The 16239-nt window shown below is 70.8% G+C and carries 17 protein-coding genes; 2 read left to right on the top strand and 15 right to left on the bottom strand.

Annotated features, from left to right (window positions below):
• Positions 1-269: 269 nt before the first annotated feature.
• From AB0383_RS03445 to AB0383_RS03435, 3 genes are all read right to left on the bottom strand, one after another.
• Positions 270-1433 carry an alpha-hydroxy-acid oxidizing protein gene (locus tag AB0383_RS03445; protein WP_364169899.1) on the bottom strand — a complete coding sequence of 388 codons (1164 nt, stop codon included), beginning with the start codon at positions 1431-1433 and terminating at the stop codon, positions 270-272.
• 61 nt (positions 1434-1494) lie between these two features.
• Positions 1495-2991, bottom strand: coding sequence for an aldehyde dehydrogenase family protein (locus AB0383_RS03440; protein ID WP_364169896.1), 1497 nt, complete (start codon positions 2989-2991; stop codon positions 1495-1497).
• Entirely contained in the window at positions 2988-4187 is a 1200-nt protein-coding gene (locus tag AB0383_RS03435) for an MFS transporter (protein ID WP_364169894.1), read from the bottom strand. Before AB0383_RS03435 ends, AB0383_RS03440 begins: the two co-directional genes overlap by 4 nt.
• Before the next feature lie 263 nt (positions 4188-4450).
• On the opposite strand from AB0383_RS03435, the gene AB0383_RS03430 reads away from it, so the two are divergent.
• Both AB0383_RS03430 and AB0383_RS03425 read left to right on the top strand, forming a co-directional pair.
• On the top strand, positions 4451-5377 hold the full coding sequence (locus AB0383_RS03430) for a DUF5937 family protein (protein ID WP_366184853.1): 927 nt from the start codon (positions 4451-4453) through the stop codon (positions 5375-5377).
• 28 nt (positions 5378-5405) lie between these two features.
• Positions 5406-6041, top strand: coding sequence for an MBL fold metallo-hydrolase (locus AB0383_RS03425; protein ID WP_364169888.1), 636 nt, complete (start codon positions 5406-5408; stop codon positions 6039-6041).
• A 43-nt stretch (positions 6042-6084) separates the two neighbouring features.
• Here the strand turns inward: AB0383_RS03425 and AB0383_RS03420 are convergent, their stop codons facing one another.
• Genes AB0383_RS03420 through AB0383_RS03365 form a run of 12 tightly spaced genes read right to left on the bottom strand, consistent with a single transcriptional unit; the run spans position 6085 to position 16196 of the window.
• Positions 6085-6678, bottom strand: coding sequence for a TetR/AcrR family transcriptional regulator (locus tag AB0383_RS03420; protein ID WP_364169885.1), 594 nt, complete (start codon positions 6676-6678; stop codon positions 6085-6087).
• Complete coding sequence (locus AB0383_RS03415) at positions 6675-7268, bottom strand: hypothetical protein (RefSeq protein WP_364169882.1); 594 nt, start codon at positions 7266-7268, stop codon at positions 6675-6677. Before AB0383_RS03415 ends, AB0383_RS03420 begins: the two co-directional genes overlap by 4 nt.
• The gene (locus AB0383_RS03410; RefSeq protein ID WP_364169880.1) at positions 7265-7735 is read right to left on the bottom strand and encodes a (2Fe-2S)-binding protein; all 471 of its coding nucleotides are present in this window, start codon (positions 7733-7735) and stop codon (positions 7265-7267) included. The genes AB0383_RS03415 and AB0383_RS03410 overlap by 4 nt, the downstream gene beginning before the upstream one ends.
• Positions 7732-8550, bottom strand: coding sequence for an FAD binding domain-containing protein (locus tag AB0383_RS03405; protein ID WP_364169879.1), 819 nt, complete (start codon positions 8548-8550; stop codon positions 7732-7734). Before AB0383_RS03405 ends, AB0383_RS03410 begins: the two co-directional genes overlap by 4 nt.
• On the bottom strand, positions 8547-9221 hold the full coding sequence (locus AB0383_RS03400) for an enoyl-CoA hydratase (protein WP_366184849.1): 675 nt from the start codon (positions 9219-9221) through the stop codon (positions 8547-8549). Before AB0383_RS03400 ends, AB0383_RS03405 begins: the two co-directional genes overlap by 4 nt.
• Positions 9218-11554, bottom strand: a complete 2337-nt coding sequence (locus tag AB0383_RS03395; RefSeq protein ID WP_366184847.1) for a xanthine dehydrogenase family protein molybdopterin-binding subunit — start codon at positions 11552-11554, stop codon at positions 9218-9220. The genes AB0383_RS03400 and AB0383_RS03395 overlap by 4 nt, the downstream gene beginning before the upstream one ends.
• On the bottom strand, positions 11551-12315 hold the full coding sequence (locus AB0383_RS03390; protein ID WP_366184845.1) for an SDR family oxidoreductase: 765 nt from the start codon (positions 12313-12315) through the stop codon (positions 11551-11553). Before AB0383_RS03390 ends, AB0383_RS03395 begins: the two co-directional genes overlap by 4 nt.
• Positions 12316-12325: 10 nt before the next feature.
• Positions 12326-13120: an MBL fold metallo-hydrolase gene (locus AB0383_RS03385; RefSeq protein ID WP_366184843.1), complete on the bottom strand. Its 795-nt coding sequence runs from the start codon at positions 13118-13120 to the stop codon at positions 12326-12328.
• Positions 13117-14205: a zinc-binding dehydrogenase gene (locus AB0383_RS03380; RefSeq protein WP_366184841.1), complete on the bottom strand. Its 1089-nt coding sequence runs from the start codon at positions 14203-14205 to the stop codon at positions 13117-13119. The genes AB0383_RS03385 and AB0383_RS03380 overlap by 4 nt, the downstream gene beginning before the upstream one ends.
• Positions 14202-15011 carry an aldehyde dehydrogenase family protein gene (locus AB0383_RS03375; protein ID WP_366184839.1) on the bottom strand — a complete coding sequence of 270 codons (810 nt, stop codon included), beginning with the start codon at positions 15009-15011 and terminating at the stop codon, positions 14202-14204. Before AB0383_RS03375 ends, AB0383_RS03380 begins: the two co-directional genes overlap by 4 nt.
• A complete protein-coding gene (locus AB0383_RS03370; RefSeq protein WP_366184837.1) occupies positions 14971-15594 on the bottom strand; it encodes an aldehyde dehydrogenase family protein in 624 nt (207 codons plus the stop codon). Before AB0383_RS03370 ends, AB0383_RS03375 begins: the two co-directional genes overlap by 41 nt.
• Positions 15591-16196, bottom strand: coding sequence for an SRPBCC family protein (locus tag AB0383_RS03365; RefSeq protein ID WP_364169866.1), 606 nt, complete (start codon positions 16194-16196; stop codon positions 15591-15593). The genes AB0383_RS03370 and AB0383_RS03365 overlap by 4 nt, the downstream gene beginning before the upstream one ends.
• Between the last annotated feature and the right edge of the window lie 43 nt (positions 16197-16239).

Below are 16239 nucleotides of genomic sequence, written 5' to 3'. Positions count from 1 at the left end.
GCCCGCTCACGCAGCTCGTCGCTGTACTTCTTCGGTGCCGGCATGCTCTGCATCCTCCCTGAGATCAGAGCCTGCACAGAACCCGGGGCGCATCATACCTGCCTTAGGCCTAACCCAAGCAGTTGTCCTCAGCTCGGTCCGACCCAGCCAGTTGTCCTGAGCTGAGTCCGACCTCGCCAGTTATCCCCAGCCGGGTCCGACCTAGTCAGTTGTCCCCAGCTGGGTCCGACCTAGCCAAGCTGTCCACAGCCAGGCCTGTTAGGCCCGACCTAACCAACCTTCCGCAGGCTGTCGCGCGTGAGGTCGGCGAGCGTCGGGTAGCCGTCGACCGCCATGATCAGGTCGGCTTCGGCGAGGAGGCTGCGGAGGACGTGGACGGCGCCGTCGACGCCGCCCAGTGCGAGGCCCCAGACGTAGGGCCGGCCGACCCCCACTGCCCGCGCGCCCAGCGCCAGGGCCTTGATGACGTCCGCGCCCGAGCGGACCCCGGAGTCGAACAGCACCGGCGTGTCACCGGAAGCGTCGACCACGCCGGCGAGGCAGTCGAGCGCCGGGAGCCCACCGTTCGCCTGGCGCCCGCCGTGGTTGGAGCAGTAGATCCCGTCGACGCCGCCGTCGATGGCGCGCAAGGCGTCGTCCGGGTGCTGGATGCCCTTCACGAGCAGCGGCAGCGACGTCAGCGAGCGCAGCCAAGGCAGGTCGTCCCAGGTCAGCGGGTTGCCGAACAGCTGGGCCCACAGCCCGACGGCTGCCATCGGGTCCTCCTCGGGCGCCTTGCCGAGGAGCCGCCGGAACACGGGATCGGTGAAGTAGTTCGCGAGACAATGACCGCGCAACTGCGGGAAGTTCGACGTGCTCAGGTCGCGTGGACGCCACCCCGTGACCCACGTGTCGAGCGTGACCACGATCCCCTTGAACCCCGCCGTCTCGGCGCGCTGCACCAAAGACGCGGCCAGGTCGCGGTCAGTCGGCGTGTAGAGCTGGAAGAACCCGGGCGTCTCCCCGAACTCGCCCGCGACCTCGTCCATCGGGTCGGCCGAGAGCGTCGACGCGACCATCGGCACGCCCGTCCGCGCGGCGGCGCGAGCGGTGGCGAGGTCGCCGTGGCCGTCCTGTGTGCAGATGCCGACAACGCCCACCGGCGCCATGAACAACGGCGACGCCAGCTTCAGCCCGAACAGGTCCACCGACAGGTCGCGGTCCTTGGCCCCGACGAACATTCGCGGCATCAGGCCCCAGCGACCGAACGCTTCGGCGTTGCCTCGCTGAGTCGCCTCGTCGCCGGCACCACCGGCCACATAGGACAAAACCGAAGGCGGAAGTGCCTGCGCAGCACGGGCTTCGAGGTCGGCGTAGACCATCGGCATGGTCGGGACGCGGCCGGTGAGCCCGGCGAAGTAGATCTCGTTCTGGAAATCGCCGTAACGCGTCATTCGGGCTCTTTCTGGGCTCGGGAGGACCGCACCCCGGCGTTCCGGGGTCGCGGTCCAGACCCTAGCGCTTGCCGTGCATGACCGTGATGAGCTTGGCGACCAGCGCGTCGGTCGATTCCTTGCGGCTGAAGGAAGTCAGGGTGATCGGCGCGGTGAAGCGCTGCCGCGCGACGGCCTTGGTCCGGGCGAACTCGCGCAGGCCCTCCGGCCCGTGGATGCGGCCGAAGCCCGAGTCGCCGACGCCGCCGAAGGGCAGCGACGCGATGCCGGCGAACGAGAGCGGCGCGTTGATCGACGTCATGCCGGTGCGCAGCCGCGCAGCGAGCTCGACGCCACGGGACTTCGAGAACACGGTGGAACCGAGGCCGTACGTGGTGGCGTTGGCTTTGTCCACAGCCTCGTCCATGTCGCGGACCTTGGCGATGGTGACTGTCGGGCCGAACGTTTCCTCACGCACGGCTTCGGAGTCTTCCGGCACGTCGACGAGAATGGTGGGTTGGGCATAACGATCGCCGACGCTGTCCACACCCCCGAGCACCGCGCGGCCGCCGCGTTCGAGGGCGTCGGCGATGTGGCGGCGGATCACGGCCAGCTGCGAGGGCATGGTGACGGGACCGTACTGGGCGTCCTCGTCGGAGCCGGCGCGCACGTTCTGCGACTTCTCCACGACCTTGGCGACGAATTCGTCGTGCACGCGCTCGTGGACGTACACCCGCTCGACGCCGATGCAGGTCTGGCCGGAGTTGGAGAAGGCGCCCCAGACGGTGGCGTCGGCGGCTGCGTCGAGGTTGGCGTCGGCGTCCACGAGCACGGGGTCCTTGCCGCCGGCCTCGATCACGACCGGCGTGAGCGTATTGGCCGCCGCGGCCATGATCTTCTTGCCGGTGGCCGTCGAGCCGGTGAACGCGATCTTGTCCACACCCGACGTCACGAGCGCGCCACCGGTCTCGCCGAATCCGGTGATCAGCTGCAGCACCGGCTGCTCCGGCACGACCTCGGCGAACGCGTCGACCAGCCACTTGCCGACGCCTGGGGTGTACTCGCTGGGCTTGAAGACCACGGCGTTGCCGGCGGCGAGCGCGTAGGTGACCGAGCCGAGCGGCGTGTACACGGGGTAGTTCCACGGGCCGATCACGCCGACGACGCCGAGGGGCCGGTACTCCACCGTCGCCGCCTGGTTCGACATGAGCAGCCCCGCCGAGCGGCGATGACGGCCGAGGTACTTGCGCGCGTGCTTCGAGGCCCACGCGATGTGCTCGATGGCGAGCACGGACTCGAGTTGGGCGTCGGCGATGGGCTTGCCCGTCTCATCGCGCACGACCTGGCACAGCTGCGGCAGCCGGCGCGTGATCACGCCCTTCCACTGCCGCAACCGGTCGGCGCGCCCCGCGAAGCCCAGCCCGTCCCACCACTCCGCCGCCACGCGCGCCCGCTCGACCGCCGCGCGCACGTCTTCGGCGGTGTGCACCGGGTACGTGCCCACGACCTCGTCGGTCGCCGGGCTGAGCGAATCGAAGGTCTCACCGACCGAGGTCGGCTTCGGCTGGACGGCGGTCATCGGCGTCTCCCCTGCTCTTCGGCGTTGTGGTTCAGGCTACGAGGTTGCTGACGCAGTGCCAATAGTCGCCCGACGCTCCCGTCAGCATCGCACCGGCGGGCACCGCGGGGAAAGGGTCGTCGAAACCACCCGATCGAGACCGCGGCCGCGACGCCCAGCAGCGGCGCCAGCCACAACGGCAGCACCCCCACGGCCAGCGACCCGAGCCCGAACCCGCACGACTGCACCGTGAACGACACCGAGAACCCTTCCGACCTGCGGTTCTCCGGCAGCAGACGTTGCATGTTGACGGACGCGATCGTCACGAGCGGTCCGGTCGCGCCGCCGATGAGCACGACTCCGGCGATCAAGCCCGCCCAGCCGAGGTTGGCCGCGACGAGCGTCCCGCCGGCCACGAAGCCGGCGAGGAACAGCCCCGGCCCCCGATCACGGCCGCGCCACGCGTAGACCGCGCTGCCGGCGATGCTCGCACCGCACAGCAGGGCGACGACTCCCGGCGCCGCCGCGGGCGGTGCGTTGAGTCGCTCGACCAGGGGCAGCGGCGCGACTTCGATCGTCGACAGCAACAGCCCGACGGTGAACTGACACCCGAGCCAGGGCAGGCAGGCGTTGAGGGGCAGCTTGGTTCCTTTTTTGGTCCCTGGTTTGGCGACCCTCCGGGGCACCAAACACGCTGCGGCGGCTGCCGCACCCGCCATCGTGAACAACGGCACGAACGGACCACTCACACTCGCCACAGCCACCAGCACCGGCCCGGCCACCAACACCCCGTCGAGAATCATCGCGTCGACGGCGACGGCCTCGGTGAGCTGGCGTTCGTCGACGACCGCCGCCAGCAACGCCCTGAACCCACCCGCGACCCCACCTCCTGCCAATCCCGGCAGGACGACGAGCGCGATCAGCGTTGCTTCGTTCACCCTGGCCTCGGCCGCCGTCGCCACTGCGGCCAGCCCTACCGCGACCGCCGCGAGCAGCGTCCTGAGGCCGCGCGCCGTCCCCACCCGATCCAGCAACCTCCCCACCGGCACCGCCCCCGCCATCTCGGCCACGACGAACACCGCCATCAACACACCCCCGAGCCGATACGACCCGGTCACCGCGGCCGCCACCGTCGTGAACGCGAGCGGCGCCATCCCCCCGGGCAACCGCGCCAACTGCACCCCTGCTGACCAGCGCCAATACGTGGTGGTGAACATGCTTCGGAGCCTTGCTGGGGAGCCGCCTTGCCGGAACTGATTCGTTTTTGGCCGAATGTTGTGGCTCGTTTCTCTGGTATCCACAGGGCGTGGCGAGTTGTGGACAACCGGTGGCTCGCGCGGGTCTTTTGTCCGTTTCTGCTGCCGCCGCCCGATAGACGGGGTCTGGGGACGCCCCCATTGGGCTTGCCTGGCGGGGCGGGGGCTTGCCTGGCGTCGGGGTTGGGCGAGTAGCTCGCCGACATTCGGGTATATCCGAATTCATGGTCGAGTTGGTCCTCAGCACCGCCGGAGTCCGGTTTGCGATCTCGCCGCTCGAGGAGGTCATCGGGGTGGTGCGGGGGTGGCTGGGGAGGCGGCGGCTGCCCGGTGGGGTGGTGTGGCTGGGCGAGGAGCGGCTGGACGTGCCGGAGTTGGCGGCGGTGCTCGGGGCGCGGCACTACATCACGGAGTTCCTCTCACCACCACCGGCGACGCCGGAGACCACAGCCGACGAGCAGTTGACCGTGGTCAGAGGGACGCCGCCGGGGCAGGTGCGGGTCGAGCTGGGGATGGTGGACGCGGACCTGACGAAGCTGCCGCGGGATCCGGCCGCGGCGCGGGACCTGCTGGCGGATCAGCTCGAGACCGTGTGGCACCACACCGTCGAGCCGGAGTGGGGGCGGATGCGGGAGGTGCTCGCGGCGGACATCGCGTACCGGACGCGGCGGCTGGGTGAGCACGGCGTGGCGGGGGTGTTCGAGGGGCTGCACCCGAGGGTGCAGCTCACCAAGGACTCCGTGCTGGTCGACATTGCGGCGCGGCAGCGACTCACGCTGGGCGAGCGGGGGCTGCTGCTGGTGCCGAGTGTGTTCGCCTGGCCGTCGGTCGGGGTGGTCACCGTGCCGCCGTGGCAGCCGACGTTGTTGTACCCCGCGAGGGGCGTGGCCGGCCTGTGGACGGAGCCGGCGGCGGCGCCGGGGGCGCTGGCCGGGGTGGTGGGGCGGGCGAAGGCGATGTTGCTCACCACGTTGGACCGGCCGGCCACCACCACGGAGCTCGCCGCGCGGCTCGGGCTGGCGAAGGGGACCGTTTCCGCGCACCTCACGGCGTTGCGGGCCGCAGGCCTGACCGCGACAACGCGCCAGGGCCATCGCGTGCTCTACCGGCGGACCGAGCTTGGCGACGCGCTCTGCGCGGGCATAGGGTGAATGTGACCATGTGTGAAGGAGAATCCTGATGCGGATCGTCCATTTCGGACACGCCTGTGTACTTCTGGAAACCGACGGCGAGCGGATCCTGATCGACCCGGGCGCGTTCTCCACCGACTTCGAGCGCGAGCGCGAGCTGTCGGCCGTCCTCATCACCCACCAGCACTTCGACCACATCGACGGCGAGCGCCTGCCGAAGGTGCTCGCGGCGAACCCGGACGCGAAGCTGATCGTCGACCCGGGCACGGTCGAGACCGTGCAGAAGCTGAACCTGCAGTACGAGGTCGCGAACGTCGGCGACGCCTTCGAGATCGGCGGCACCGCGGTGAACGTGGTGGGCGGTGAGCACGCCGTCATCCACAGCGACATCCCCGTGATCCCGAACATCGGCTACGTGCTGGACCACGGCGCCTTCTACCACCCGGGCGACTCGTTCTTCGTGCCCGAGCAGAAGATCGACGTGCTCGGCCTGCCGACGGGGGCGCCGTGGCTCAAGGCCGGCGAGGCGGTGGACTTCCTGCGGGCGGTCGCGCCGCGCAAGTCCGTGCCGATCCACGAGGCGGTGCTGTCGAGCCCCGCACTGCACTACGGCCTGTTCGAGAACCTCGCGCCCCAGGGCACCGAGGTGAAGGTCGTCGAGCGCGGCGTCGCCACCGACCTCTGAGGACACTCCGGGGTGGTGACCGACGGGTTACCACCCCGGGAGCTCAGGGTCGCGAACCCACGATCTGCAGTGCGAACCGGCTGTATTCGTCGGCGACGGCGTCGGCCGGCATCGGGCCGTCGTCGCGGAACCAGCGGGCGATGCTCACGCACATCTCACGGATCGCGAACGACGCCAGCGCCGGCGAGCCCACGTGGAACACCCCCGCGTCGACACCACGGGCGATGATCCCGCGGAAGGCGTGCTCGTGCCGGCGGCGCCGATCCTGAAACCGTGTGCGATGCGGTTCGCCGAGGCAGTCGGTGTCGCGGTTGACCACAAGCGCCTCGCGCCGGTGGGTGGCGTGGCGGAACGCGTACACGCGGGTGGCGCGCGCGAGCTGGGTCGGCCAATCGCCGTCCTCGCCGGACACGCGCTCGAAGTCGTCGAGCACCGCGGCGGTCGTGCGGTCCACAATGGCGCGCAGCAAGTCCTCCTTGGACCGCATGTGGTTGTAGAGGCTCGGGGTGCGGATCCGCAGCACGTCGGCGATCTGGCTGAGCGCGGTGCCGTGGTAACCGCGTTCGGCGAACAGCGTGAGCGCCGTGTCCAGCACCACTTCTTCGCTGACCGCGGCGCGCGTTTGACCTGCCGTCACCAGTTCCTCCCCCGCACGAGCGCGCCGAAATCGGCACCCGTCAGCGGCCGGTCGACCGGGAACACGACCTCGTCCGCCTCGAACTCCCGCCGCTGAGTCACCACGACGGAGCTGGTCGGCACCGGTCGGCCGAGCGCGGCGCAGCGGGCGGCCAGGTCGTCCGGTTCGCCCGGAACGTCCATGGTCTGCCGGCACGTGGCGAACTCCGCCGCCAATCGCACGGTACCCCGGCCGCCGGCGACCGTGATCGGCACCGGGCCCAGCGCCCTCAGTACTTCCTCGGCCAGGCGGGCGTGCGCGGTGATCGAGCCGAACGGGCCGTCGTCGTCATCGGCCGGACGCAGCCCGAGCACAAACCGGCCGTCGCTGAGGTACTGGACGGTCCGTGCGCCGGGCAGCACCTCCGCGGGCCGGGGCGCCACGAAACAGCAAATCTCGGCCGAAGTGGTCTCCACCGCCAGAGCCGCGCACAACGCGAGATCGCCGTCGACGTAGAACCTCGCGCAGCCGTGGCGCTCGAGCACTCGCCACGTCTCCCGCGCGGCCGAGGCCGGCACGCCGGCCACCCGCAGCCAGGCAGCGGTTCTCATCGCGGGTTCAGCTCCTGCGCCGCGGCCTCCACCGCGTCGACGATCCCGACGTACCCGGTGCACCGGCAGATGTTGCCGGACATCTCCTCCCGGATGCGTTCCCGGCAGGGCGCGGGTTCACGGTCCAGCAGGTCCAGCGCCGTCATCAACATGCCGGGCGTGCAGAATCCACATTGGAGCCCGTGCTTCGCGCAGAACGCTTCCTGCAACGGGTGCAGCGTGCCGTCGTCGGCCGCAAGGCCCTCGACGGTGCTGACGGAACACCCGTCCGCCTGCACGGCGAGCATCAGGCACGCGCGCACGGGCTCGCCGTCCACCAGCACGGTGCACGCGCCGCACACGCCGTGCTCACAGCCCAGGTGTGTGCCGGTCAGGCCGAGGTCCTCGCGCAACGCGTCGGCGAGCGTCCGGCGCGGCTCGACGTCGACGTCGTAACGGGTTCCGTTGACGCTGAACTCGGCTTTCATGCCGCGGCTCGCTTCCCGTGAGGTGCCAGGGCCCGGCGGACGAACTCCGCCGTCATCGCCCGCCGGTAGTCCGCCGACGCGTGGATATCGCTCTGCGGCTGGGTTTCCGCAGCGGCGGCCGCAGCGACTGCGTCGACATCGGCGCCGTCGTTCAGCAGCTGCTCGGCCTCCGCCGGACGCAGCGGCACCCCGCCGACGCCGCCGATCGCCAGCCGCCACCGACCGTCCACTTCGGTCGCGACCACGAGCACGAGCCCGAAATCACCGTGCCGTCGGGAAAACTCGGCGAACCCCCACCGCGACGGCGCAGGCAGGTCCACCGCGGTGATCATCTCGTCCTCGGCCAGCGTGGTTTCCAGTGGCCCCGCGAAAAACGAGGTCGCCGTCTCCACGCGCCCACCACCTGGCCCGGCAATGTGGACGGTCGCTTCCAGCGCGGCGGCGACCACCGGAAGCTCAGCGGACGGGTCGGCGTGCGCGATGCTGCCGCCGCTCGTGCCACGCGAGCGGATCGCCGTGTGCCCGATCCAGCGTGCGGCCTCGGCGAGGAGCGGGTGGTGCGGTTGCTCGATCAGCCGCGCGTGCCGGACCAGCGCGCCGAGCCGAACGCCTTCGCCGGTGGGCGTGATCGTGGCCAACCCGGGGATCCGGTTGACGTCGACCAGGACCTGCGGACGCGCCATGCGCAACGCGAGCACCGGCATCAGGCTCTGGCCGCCGGCGAGGATCTTGCCGTCCCCGTCGGCCTCCGCCAGGGTGCGCACAGCCTCGTCGACGCTGTGCGCCCGGACGTAGTCGAACGGTGCCGGTTTCACTTCGACACCTCCTGGGGCCAGCTCTCCTCGAACGCCGTGTCCAAAGTGGAATCCCACGGCGCGCCTTCGAACAGCGTGTCCAGCGCCTGTTTCGAATACTTCAGGGACGATGGCGCGAACTCGGCGATCTCGGCGGCCCACTCCAACGCGGCATCGAGGTCACCCAGGCGGTCGACGAGTCCACGGTGAAAAGCCAGACCAGCGTCCAGCCGGTCACCACCCAGCAGCATCGCCCGCGCGGCCCCGCCGCCGGCCAGCAACGCCAGGCGGCGGACCGTCCACGGGTCCACGACAAGGCCGTTGCGCGCGGTCGGCACCGCGAACACCGCGGACGGGGCCGCCACCCGCAGGTCACAGGCGATCGCGAGCTGCGTGCCGGCGCCGATCGCCGGCCCGTTGACGGCCGCGAGCACGGGCACGGGCAGCGCCGTGATGCTGCGCAACGCGCCGTACAGCGCCGTGCGGAACCCGTCGCCGTAAACGCCACCGAGGTCGGCCCCCGCGCAGAAGCTCGTGCCCCGGCCGGTGATCACCAGCGCGCGCACCCGAGGGCCCAGATCCAGAACCGCTTTACGCAGGTCGACGCAGTGCTCGACGTCCAGCGCGTTGCGCCGCTCGTGCCGGTCGAGGGCGATGACGCCGACCTCGCCGCGGACTTCGGTGGTGATCATCGCAGTGCCTCCCAGATCGCGCCCGGTGTCAGCGGCAGGTGCGTGACCTGCACGCCGAGTGCGTCGGTGACCGCGCCCGCGAGCACCGCGTTCGGCCCGAGCGTGCCGCCCTCGCCGACGCCGCGGACGCCGAGCGGGTTGTCCGCGGGGTGCGAGAGGTGGCCGATCACGAGCTCGGGCACCTCGGCGCTGGTCGGCATGAGGTAGTCCATCAGCGTGCCCGTGGACAGGTTGCCGCCCTCGTCGTAGATCAGGTGCTCGTACAGCGCGCCGCCGATGCCCTGCGCGATCGAGCCGGCGATCTGCCCCTCGACGACCTGCGGGTTGATGACGGTGCCGGCGTCCTCGACGCACACGTACTTGAGGATCTTGAGCTCCCCAGTCGCCCGGTCCACCTCGACGACCGCGGCCTGCGCGCCGGCCGCAAAGGCCCCGCGGATCGGGTCGTAGAACTGCGTGGCCTCCAGCCCCGGCTCGATGCCCTCCGGCAGCCGGTTGGACTCCAGGTACGCGACACGCGCCAGCTCGGCCAGCGTGCCGACGGGTTTGGCCTCTCCGGCGACGCGCACGTCACCGTTCACGAGGCTGAGATCGTCCACATTGGCCTCGTAGAGCTCGGCCGCGAGCCGGAGTATCTTCTCCCGCACGGTGATCGCCGACCGGTGCGCCGCGCCCCCGCCGATCACGGCCTGCCGTGAGGAGAACGCGCCGAAGCCCCAGAGCGATTCGTTCGTGTCGCCGATCCGGACCTCGACGTCCGCATAGGACACTCCGACCGCGTCCGCGACGATCTGCGCCACGGTCGTCTCGAGTCCCTGGCCCTGCGACGTCACGCCGGACAGCACGGTCACCCGGCCGTCGGGGTTCACGCGCACGGTGCAGGCGTCGTGACCGGTGCGGAAGGGCATCCGCGGGCCGGCCGCGGCCGCGCGGCCCAGGCCGGTGAGCTCGTTGTAACAGGCCAGCCCGAGACCGATCGGGTTCTCATCGGCCGACCGGCGCCGGGCTTGCTCCGCGCGGAAGTCCTCGTACCCGATGGACTCCACGGCCTTCTCCAGGCACTCGCCGTACCACCCGGAGTCGTCGACCAGCCGCGACGGCATCCGGTACGGGATCTCCTCCGGCGTGATCAGGTTCCGCCGACGGATGTCCAAAGCGGACATCCCGAGCTCGGCCGCCGCCGCGTCGAGCACCGACTCCATCGCGAATACGCTCGCCGGCCGCGCGACACCCCGGTACGGCCCGGACGGCGCCGTGTTCGTCGCGACCCCGCGCACAGTGCAGCGGTAGTGCTGCAAACGGTACGGCCCGGACAGCAGGCCGCCCGCCATCAGCGGCTCGATCCCGGCCGTCCACGGGTACACCGAATACGCGCCGACGTTGCAGGTCACGTCGGCGTCAAGCGCCACCAGCTCACCGTCGGACCGGAACCCCGCCTTCACGACGTAGCGGTGATCACGCGCGTGCGTGGCCGCGAGCAGGTGCTCCGCGCGGTCCTCGACCCACTTCACCGGCACCCCGCGCAGCTGCTGCGCGATCAGGCACAACGCGACGTCTTCGGGGTACACCACGGCTTTCACGCCGAAGCCGCCGCCGACGTCGGGCGCGATCACCCGCACGTTGCCCTCGGGGATGCCCAGCAGCTCCGCGATCATGTTGCGCGCGATGTGCGGCACCTGCGTGCCCGACCACAGCGTGAGCCGGTCGTCCGCCGGGTCCCACAGCGCGACGCCCGCGCGGCATTCCATCGGGTTGCCCGCGTGACGGTTGGTGATCAGCTCGCGCTCGACCACGAGGTCGGCGCCCGCGAGCGCGTCCGGCACCTCGCCGGTGTCGAAAGTGCGCTCCAGCAGGACGTTGTCCGGCGCGTCGGCGTGCAGCGGTTCGGTCGGCGGCAGCCACGCGGTGATGTTCACCGGCAGCGGTTCGTAGTCGACGTCGATGAGCTCCAGCGCGTCTTCGGCGCGGTAGCGGTCGTCGGCGACGACGGCGGCCACGGGCTCGCCCGCGAACCGCACCTTCTCCCGCGCCAGCAACGGCTGCTCGGTCTCCACATAGGACGGCAGCGCCGACAACGCCCGCAACGGCACGGCGGCGAACTCCGCCTCGCCGCCGGTGAACACATGCACACGCGGGAGCTCGCGAGCGGCGGACACGTCGACCCGCGTGATCCGCGCGTGGCCGAACGGGCTGCGCAGGAACGCGACGTGGCGCATCCGCGGCAGCTGCAGATCGGAGACGTACCGCCCGCGTCCGGTGATCAGCCGCGCGTCTTCCTTGCGCCGCACGACCTTCCCGACGGCACCGGCTGGGTTCTCCTCCACGGTGGTCACGGCATCGTGTAGCCGCCGTTGACCGACACGATCTGCCCCGTGGTCCAGGACGAGAGCGGGGAGGCCAGCAGCAGCACGGTCGGGGTGACGTCCTCGGCGCGCCCCAGGCGGCGCAACGGGTAGGCCGACAGGATCTTCTTCATCTTGGCGTCGTCGGCGTGTCCGGTGTGGTCGTCCAAACTGGACGTTTGGACAAGCGCGATGGAGACAGCGTTGGCGCGGATGCCGTGTCGGGCCAGTTCCTTGGCGAGCGACTTGGTGAGGCCCACCGTGGTCGAGCGCGTAGTGGCCGTGACCAGCAGCCGTGACTCGCCGACGCGGCCGGAGTCGCCCATGAGGTTCACGATGGCGCCGCCACCGCCGTCGACCATCTGCTTCGCGACGGCCTGGGTGATCCGCAGCGTGCCCTCCACCGTCACGCCGATCTGCGGCGCCCAGTCTTCTTCCGTGGTCTCGAGGAAGGGCTTGCTCTGCGTGGCCGCCGCGTTGTTGACGAGCACGTCGATCGAGCCGAGCTGCGCCACCACGTCGTCGACGGCCATGCGAACCGAGGCGCCGTCACGCAGGTTCGCGCCCACGGCGATGGCCTTCACACCGAGCGCGGCCGCTTCCTTCGCCGCGGCTTCGGCGCCGTCGGAGGACGTGTTGTAGTGGAACGCGACGTTGGCGCCTTCGCCGGCGAACGCCATCCCGATCGCGCGGCCGAGTCCCTGGCCGGCGCCGGTGACCAGCACGTTCTTGCCGCTGAGCTTGAGGTCCATGGGTTCCCTTTCAGATGAGCTCGAACCGGCGCTCGCCGGAGACGGTCACGACGCGGCCGAACCGCAGGCCCGGGAAGTGCGCGCCGGCCACCGCGTCGGAGCTGTCGGTGAGCTCCTCGATCAAGCCGACGCGCACCTTCCGCGCGGCCGTGCGGTCGACGTCGAAGATCGCCTCCCACGTCGGGTCGGTGAGCTCCACTGTGGAGTGTGCGACGTCGCCCAGCAGCAGCGCGCGCTCGCCTTCGCTGGAGACCACGAAGATCGTGGAGCCGGGCGTGTGGCCGGGCACGTGCCGGGTGTCGAGGCCGGGCGCGAGCGTGGTGTCCGCTTCGAACGGTTCCAGCCGCTCGGCCAGCGGCGACAGCTTGCGGACCGCGCCGGGTTCGGAATCCGGGCTGTCGACGAAGTGGGCCCAGTCGGCCGCGTGCACGCGGTAGGTCGCGTTCGGAAACACAACCTGGCCCTTCTTGGTGGCCCAGCCGACGTGGTCGAAGTGGAGGTGCGTGAACACGACGTCGGTCACGTCGCTGGGAGCGACGCCGTGTTCACGCAGGCTTTCGAGGAACTGCCCGCCGTGGTACTTGTCGTTGTCGATCGTGCCGACGCCGGCGTCGATCAGCACCACGCGGTCGCCGGTGCGCAGCAGGAACCCGCCGAGCGTGAGGTCGAGGTCGCCGCGCTCGTCGAGCAGGTGCTCGTGGCAGGCCCACGCGTCGGGCACGTCCGGTCGCACGAGGACTTCCCGGGCGGGCTCGCGGCCGTAGCCGTCGTAGACCGGTTCGATGGTGAGGGCTCCGACCTTCATGCCGGCACCACCAGCGTCCGCACGCCCTGACCGGCAGCCATGTCGGCCAGGGCGTTTTCGATATCGCCGAGTCCGCCGTGGCCGGTCACCATCGCGGCGAGGTCGAGCCGTCCACTGCGGACGTCTTCGAAGTACCTCGGCAGGTCGTGGGCCGCGTCGAGTGAGCCGGCGACGCAGCCGACGAGAGTGCGGGCGAAGTGGAACAGTTCGAGCGCGCTGAACGACACGAGGTCGTCCTTGCCGCCGACACCGACCACGCACGCGGTGCCGCCGCGGCGCGTCATGCCCCACGCGTCGCGGATCGTGCGGGCCGAGCCGACGCAGTCGAACGCGTAGTCCACCCCCTCGCCGCCGGTCAGGGCGCGCACGGCCTTTTTCGTGGTGTCGTCGGCCGGGACGAAGTGGTCGGCGCCGAGTTTTGCGGCGTAGGCCGCCTTGTCGGGGTTGCGGTCGACGGCGATGATCGTGCGGGCGCCCGCCAGCCTCGCGCCCTGGATCGCCGCCAAGCCCACGCCGCCGAGACCCACCACCAGCACCGACGAGTCGGGCTGAACGCGCGCGGTCTTGGTGACGGCCCCGACGCCGGTGGTCACCGCGCAGCCGAGCAACGCGGCGTCGGCGGAGCTGATGTCGTCGGGCACCTTCACCGCTGCAGCCGCCGGGACGACGGTCTGTTCCGCGAAGGAACCGACAGTCAGGCCCGCGTAGACAGGGTTTCCGTCAGCGTCTGAGGCGTACGCTTCGCTGCCACGCGCGGCCCCGTTGACGCACAGGTGCGCCTCACCCCGTCCACAGTGGACGCAGTCGCCGCACGGCGTGATCCACAGCAGGATCACCCGATCGCCTTCGGCCAGATCCGTGACTTCGGCGCCGGTCTCCAGCACCGTTCCGCACGCCTCGTGCCCGAGCACGGCCGGGAGCTGCTGCACGAGCACGCCGCGGGCCAGCGAAAGGTCGGAGTGACAGACGCCGGTGGCGTCGATGCGCACCCGCACGTCACCCGGACCGACATCGCGCAGGCGGATGCGTTCCACGGCCATCGGAGCGCCGGTTTCCCGGAGCACCAACGCGTTCACTTCGGTCACAGCTGCACCGCCTTGATCTCGAGGACGTCGGAAATGCCGTAGTCGCCGATCTCCCGGCCGATGCCCGAAGCCTTGTACCCGCCGAACGGTGCACGCGGGTTGAACGGCGCCGCGTTGACGTCGACCTGACCGGTGCGGATGCGCGCGGCGTACTCCAGCGCGTGGTCCGGGTCACCGGTCCACAGTGCACCCCCGAGGCCGTAGCGCGAGTTGTTGGCGGTGGCGATGGCATGGTCGTCCGACTCCGCGGACAGGATGGCCAACACCGGGCCGAAGACCTCTTCCTGCGCGAGGCGGGAATCCGGATCCACACCACTGTAGACGGTCGGGGTGACGTAGTGGCCGCGCTCGGGCAGCTCGGCAGGCCCGGTGATCACGCGGGCCTCACCTGAACCCAGGAAGCTCTCGACCTCCTTGCGCTGCCCGGCCGAGATCAGCGGTCCGAGCCGCTCACCGGGCACGTACTTCGCCGACGCCGCGGCCGCCAGCTCCTCGACCTGCGGCAAACGATCGGCCGGCACGATCAGCCGCGAGAGCGCGGTGCACGTCTGGCCGCCGTTGAGGTAGCAGTTGGCCACGGTGACCTTCACGGCCTTGGCCAGCAGCGCGTCGTCCACATCGGACAGAACAACGCTCGCGGACTTCCCGCCCAGCTCCAACGTGACACCCTTGATCGTCTCCGCCGCGGCGGAGACGACCTGCGCCCCCACCGGCGTCGAGCCGGTGAAGGACACGTGGTCGACGCTCGCGTTGCGGGTGAGCTGGTCACCGACGTCGCCGCCGCTGCCGGTGACCAGGTTGATCACGCCGGCCGGGAACCCCGCGGCTTCGAAGGCGCATCAGCTCGAACGCGGTGAGCGGCGTCAGGGCGGCGGGTTTGAGCACCACGGTGCAGCCGGCCGCCAGCGCCGGGACGACCTTGACCACGATCTGATGCAGCGGCAGGTTCCACGGCGTGATCGCGGCGACGACACCGACGGGCTCACGCAGGATCACGGAGTTTCCCAGCTGGCTCCGGAAGGGAAACTCCTCCAGCGCGCCGGCCGTCTGAGCCAGCACCGCGAGCGGAGTGTCCACATGCAACTTCCGCGCCACCGGTGGTGGGGAGCCTTGTTCGAGCGTGATGAGCTCGGCGAACCGGTCGGCGCGCTGGGTGATCACGTCGTGCAAGCGGCGCAGCGCGGCGGCCCGCTCGGCGACCGGGGTGGTGGCCCAGCCGTCGAACGCCGCGTTGGCCGAGGCCACGGCCAGGTTGACGACGGCGGGCGAGGCCTGCGCGACGGCACCCGCGAGCTCCTCGGTGGCCGGGTTCTCGACCTCGCAGTCGGTGCCGCCGCCGGCGATCCACTGGCCGCCGACGTAGAGGTGGGGTTCACGAACCACGGTCACTGCGCCGCCTTTCCCTTGCGCGTCAGGAGGATCGCGAGCATGACGAGCACCAGCGCGACGGCCGCGACGGGCACCGCGCGCTTGGCGACCGTGCCGCCGACGCTCGCCATCACGTCGAGCGGTTCGACGTCGTCGAGGTTCACGGGCTTGACCGGCGCGGCGCTCGCGACCTCCGCTTCCAGCCGTTGGACGAACTGGCCGAGCAGCTTGCCGGTGACGTCGGCGATCACGCCGCGGCCGAACTGCGCGACCCGGCCGGACAGCGCCAGGTCCGTCCGCACGTCGACCTTCGTCCCGCTGCCCTGCGCGGTGAGCGTGGCGGTGACGGTCGCGGCCGCGTTGCCCTGACCGCCGGCGTCCTTGCCCTCGGCCCGCAGCACCGCACGGTGGGCGTCGGCGTCCTTCTCGACGAAGCGCGCCGTGCCCTGGTACTTCGCGGAAACGGGGCCCACCTTGATCTTCACCGCGCCGCGGTACACCCCGTCTTCGAAACCGAGCAGAGCCGCACCGGGCAGGCAGGGCGCGACGCGTTCGAGGTCGGTCAGCACGCGCCAGGCGGCGTCGATCGGGAGGTCCACGGTGAAGGTGTTGGAGAGGTCCACGTACACCACCTTACTAATTAACGTTAGTTTGCAGAGTAGGGGG

It is taken from the genome of Amycolatopsis sp. NPDC051373 (assembly GCF_040689465.1).
Classification (GTDB): Bacteria; Actinomycetota; Actinomycetes; order Mycobacteriales; family Pseudonocardiaceae; genus Amycolatopsis.
The sequence above is the reverse complement of the archived record's forward strand: the minus strand, read 5'-3'. Positions and strand labels throughout refer to the sequence as shown.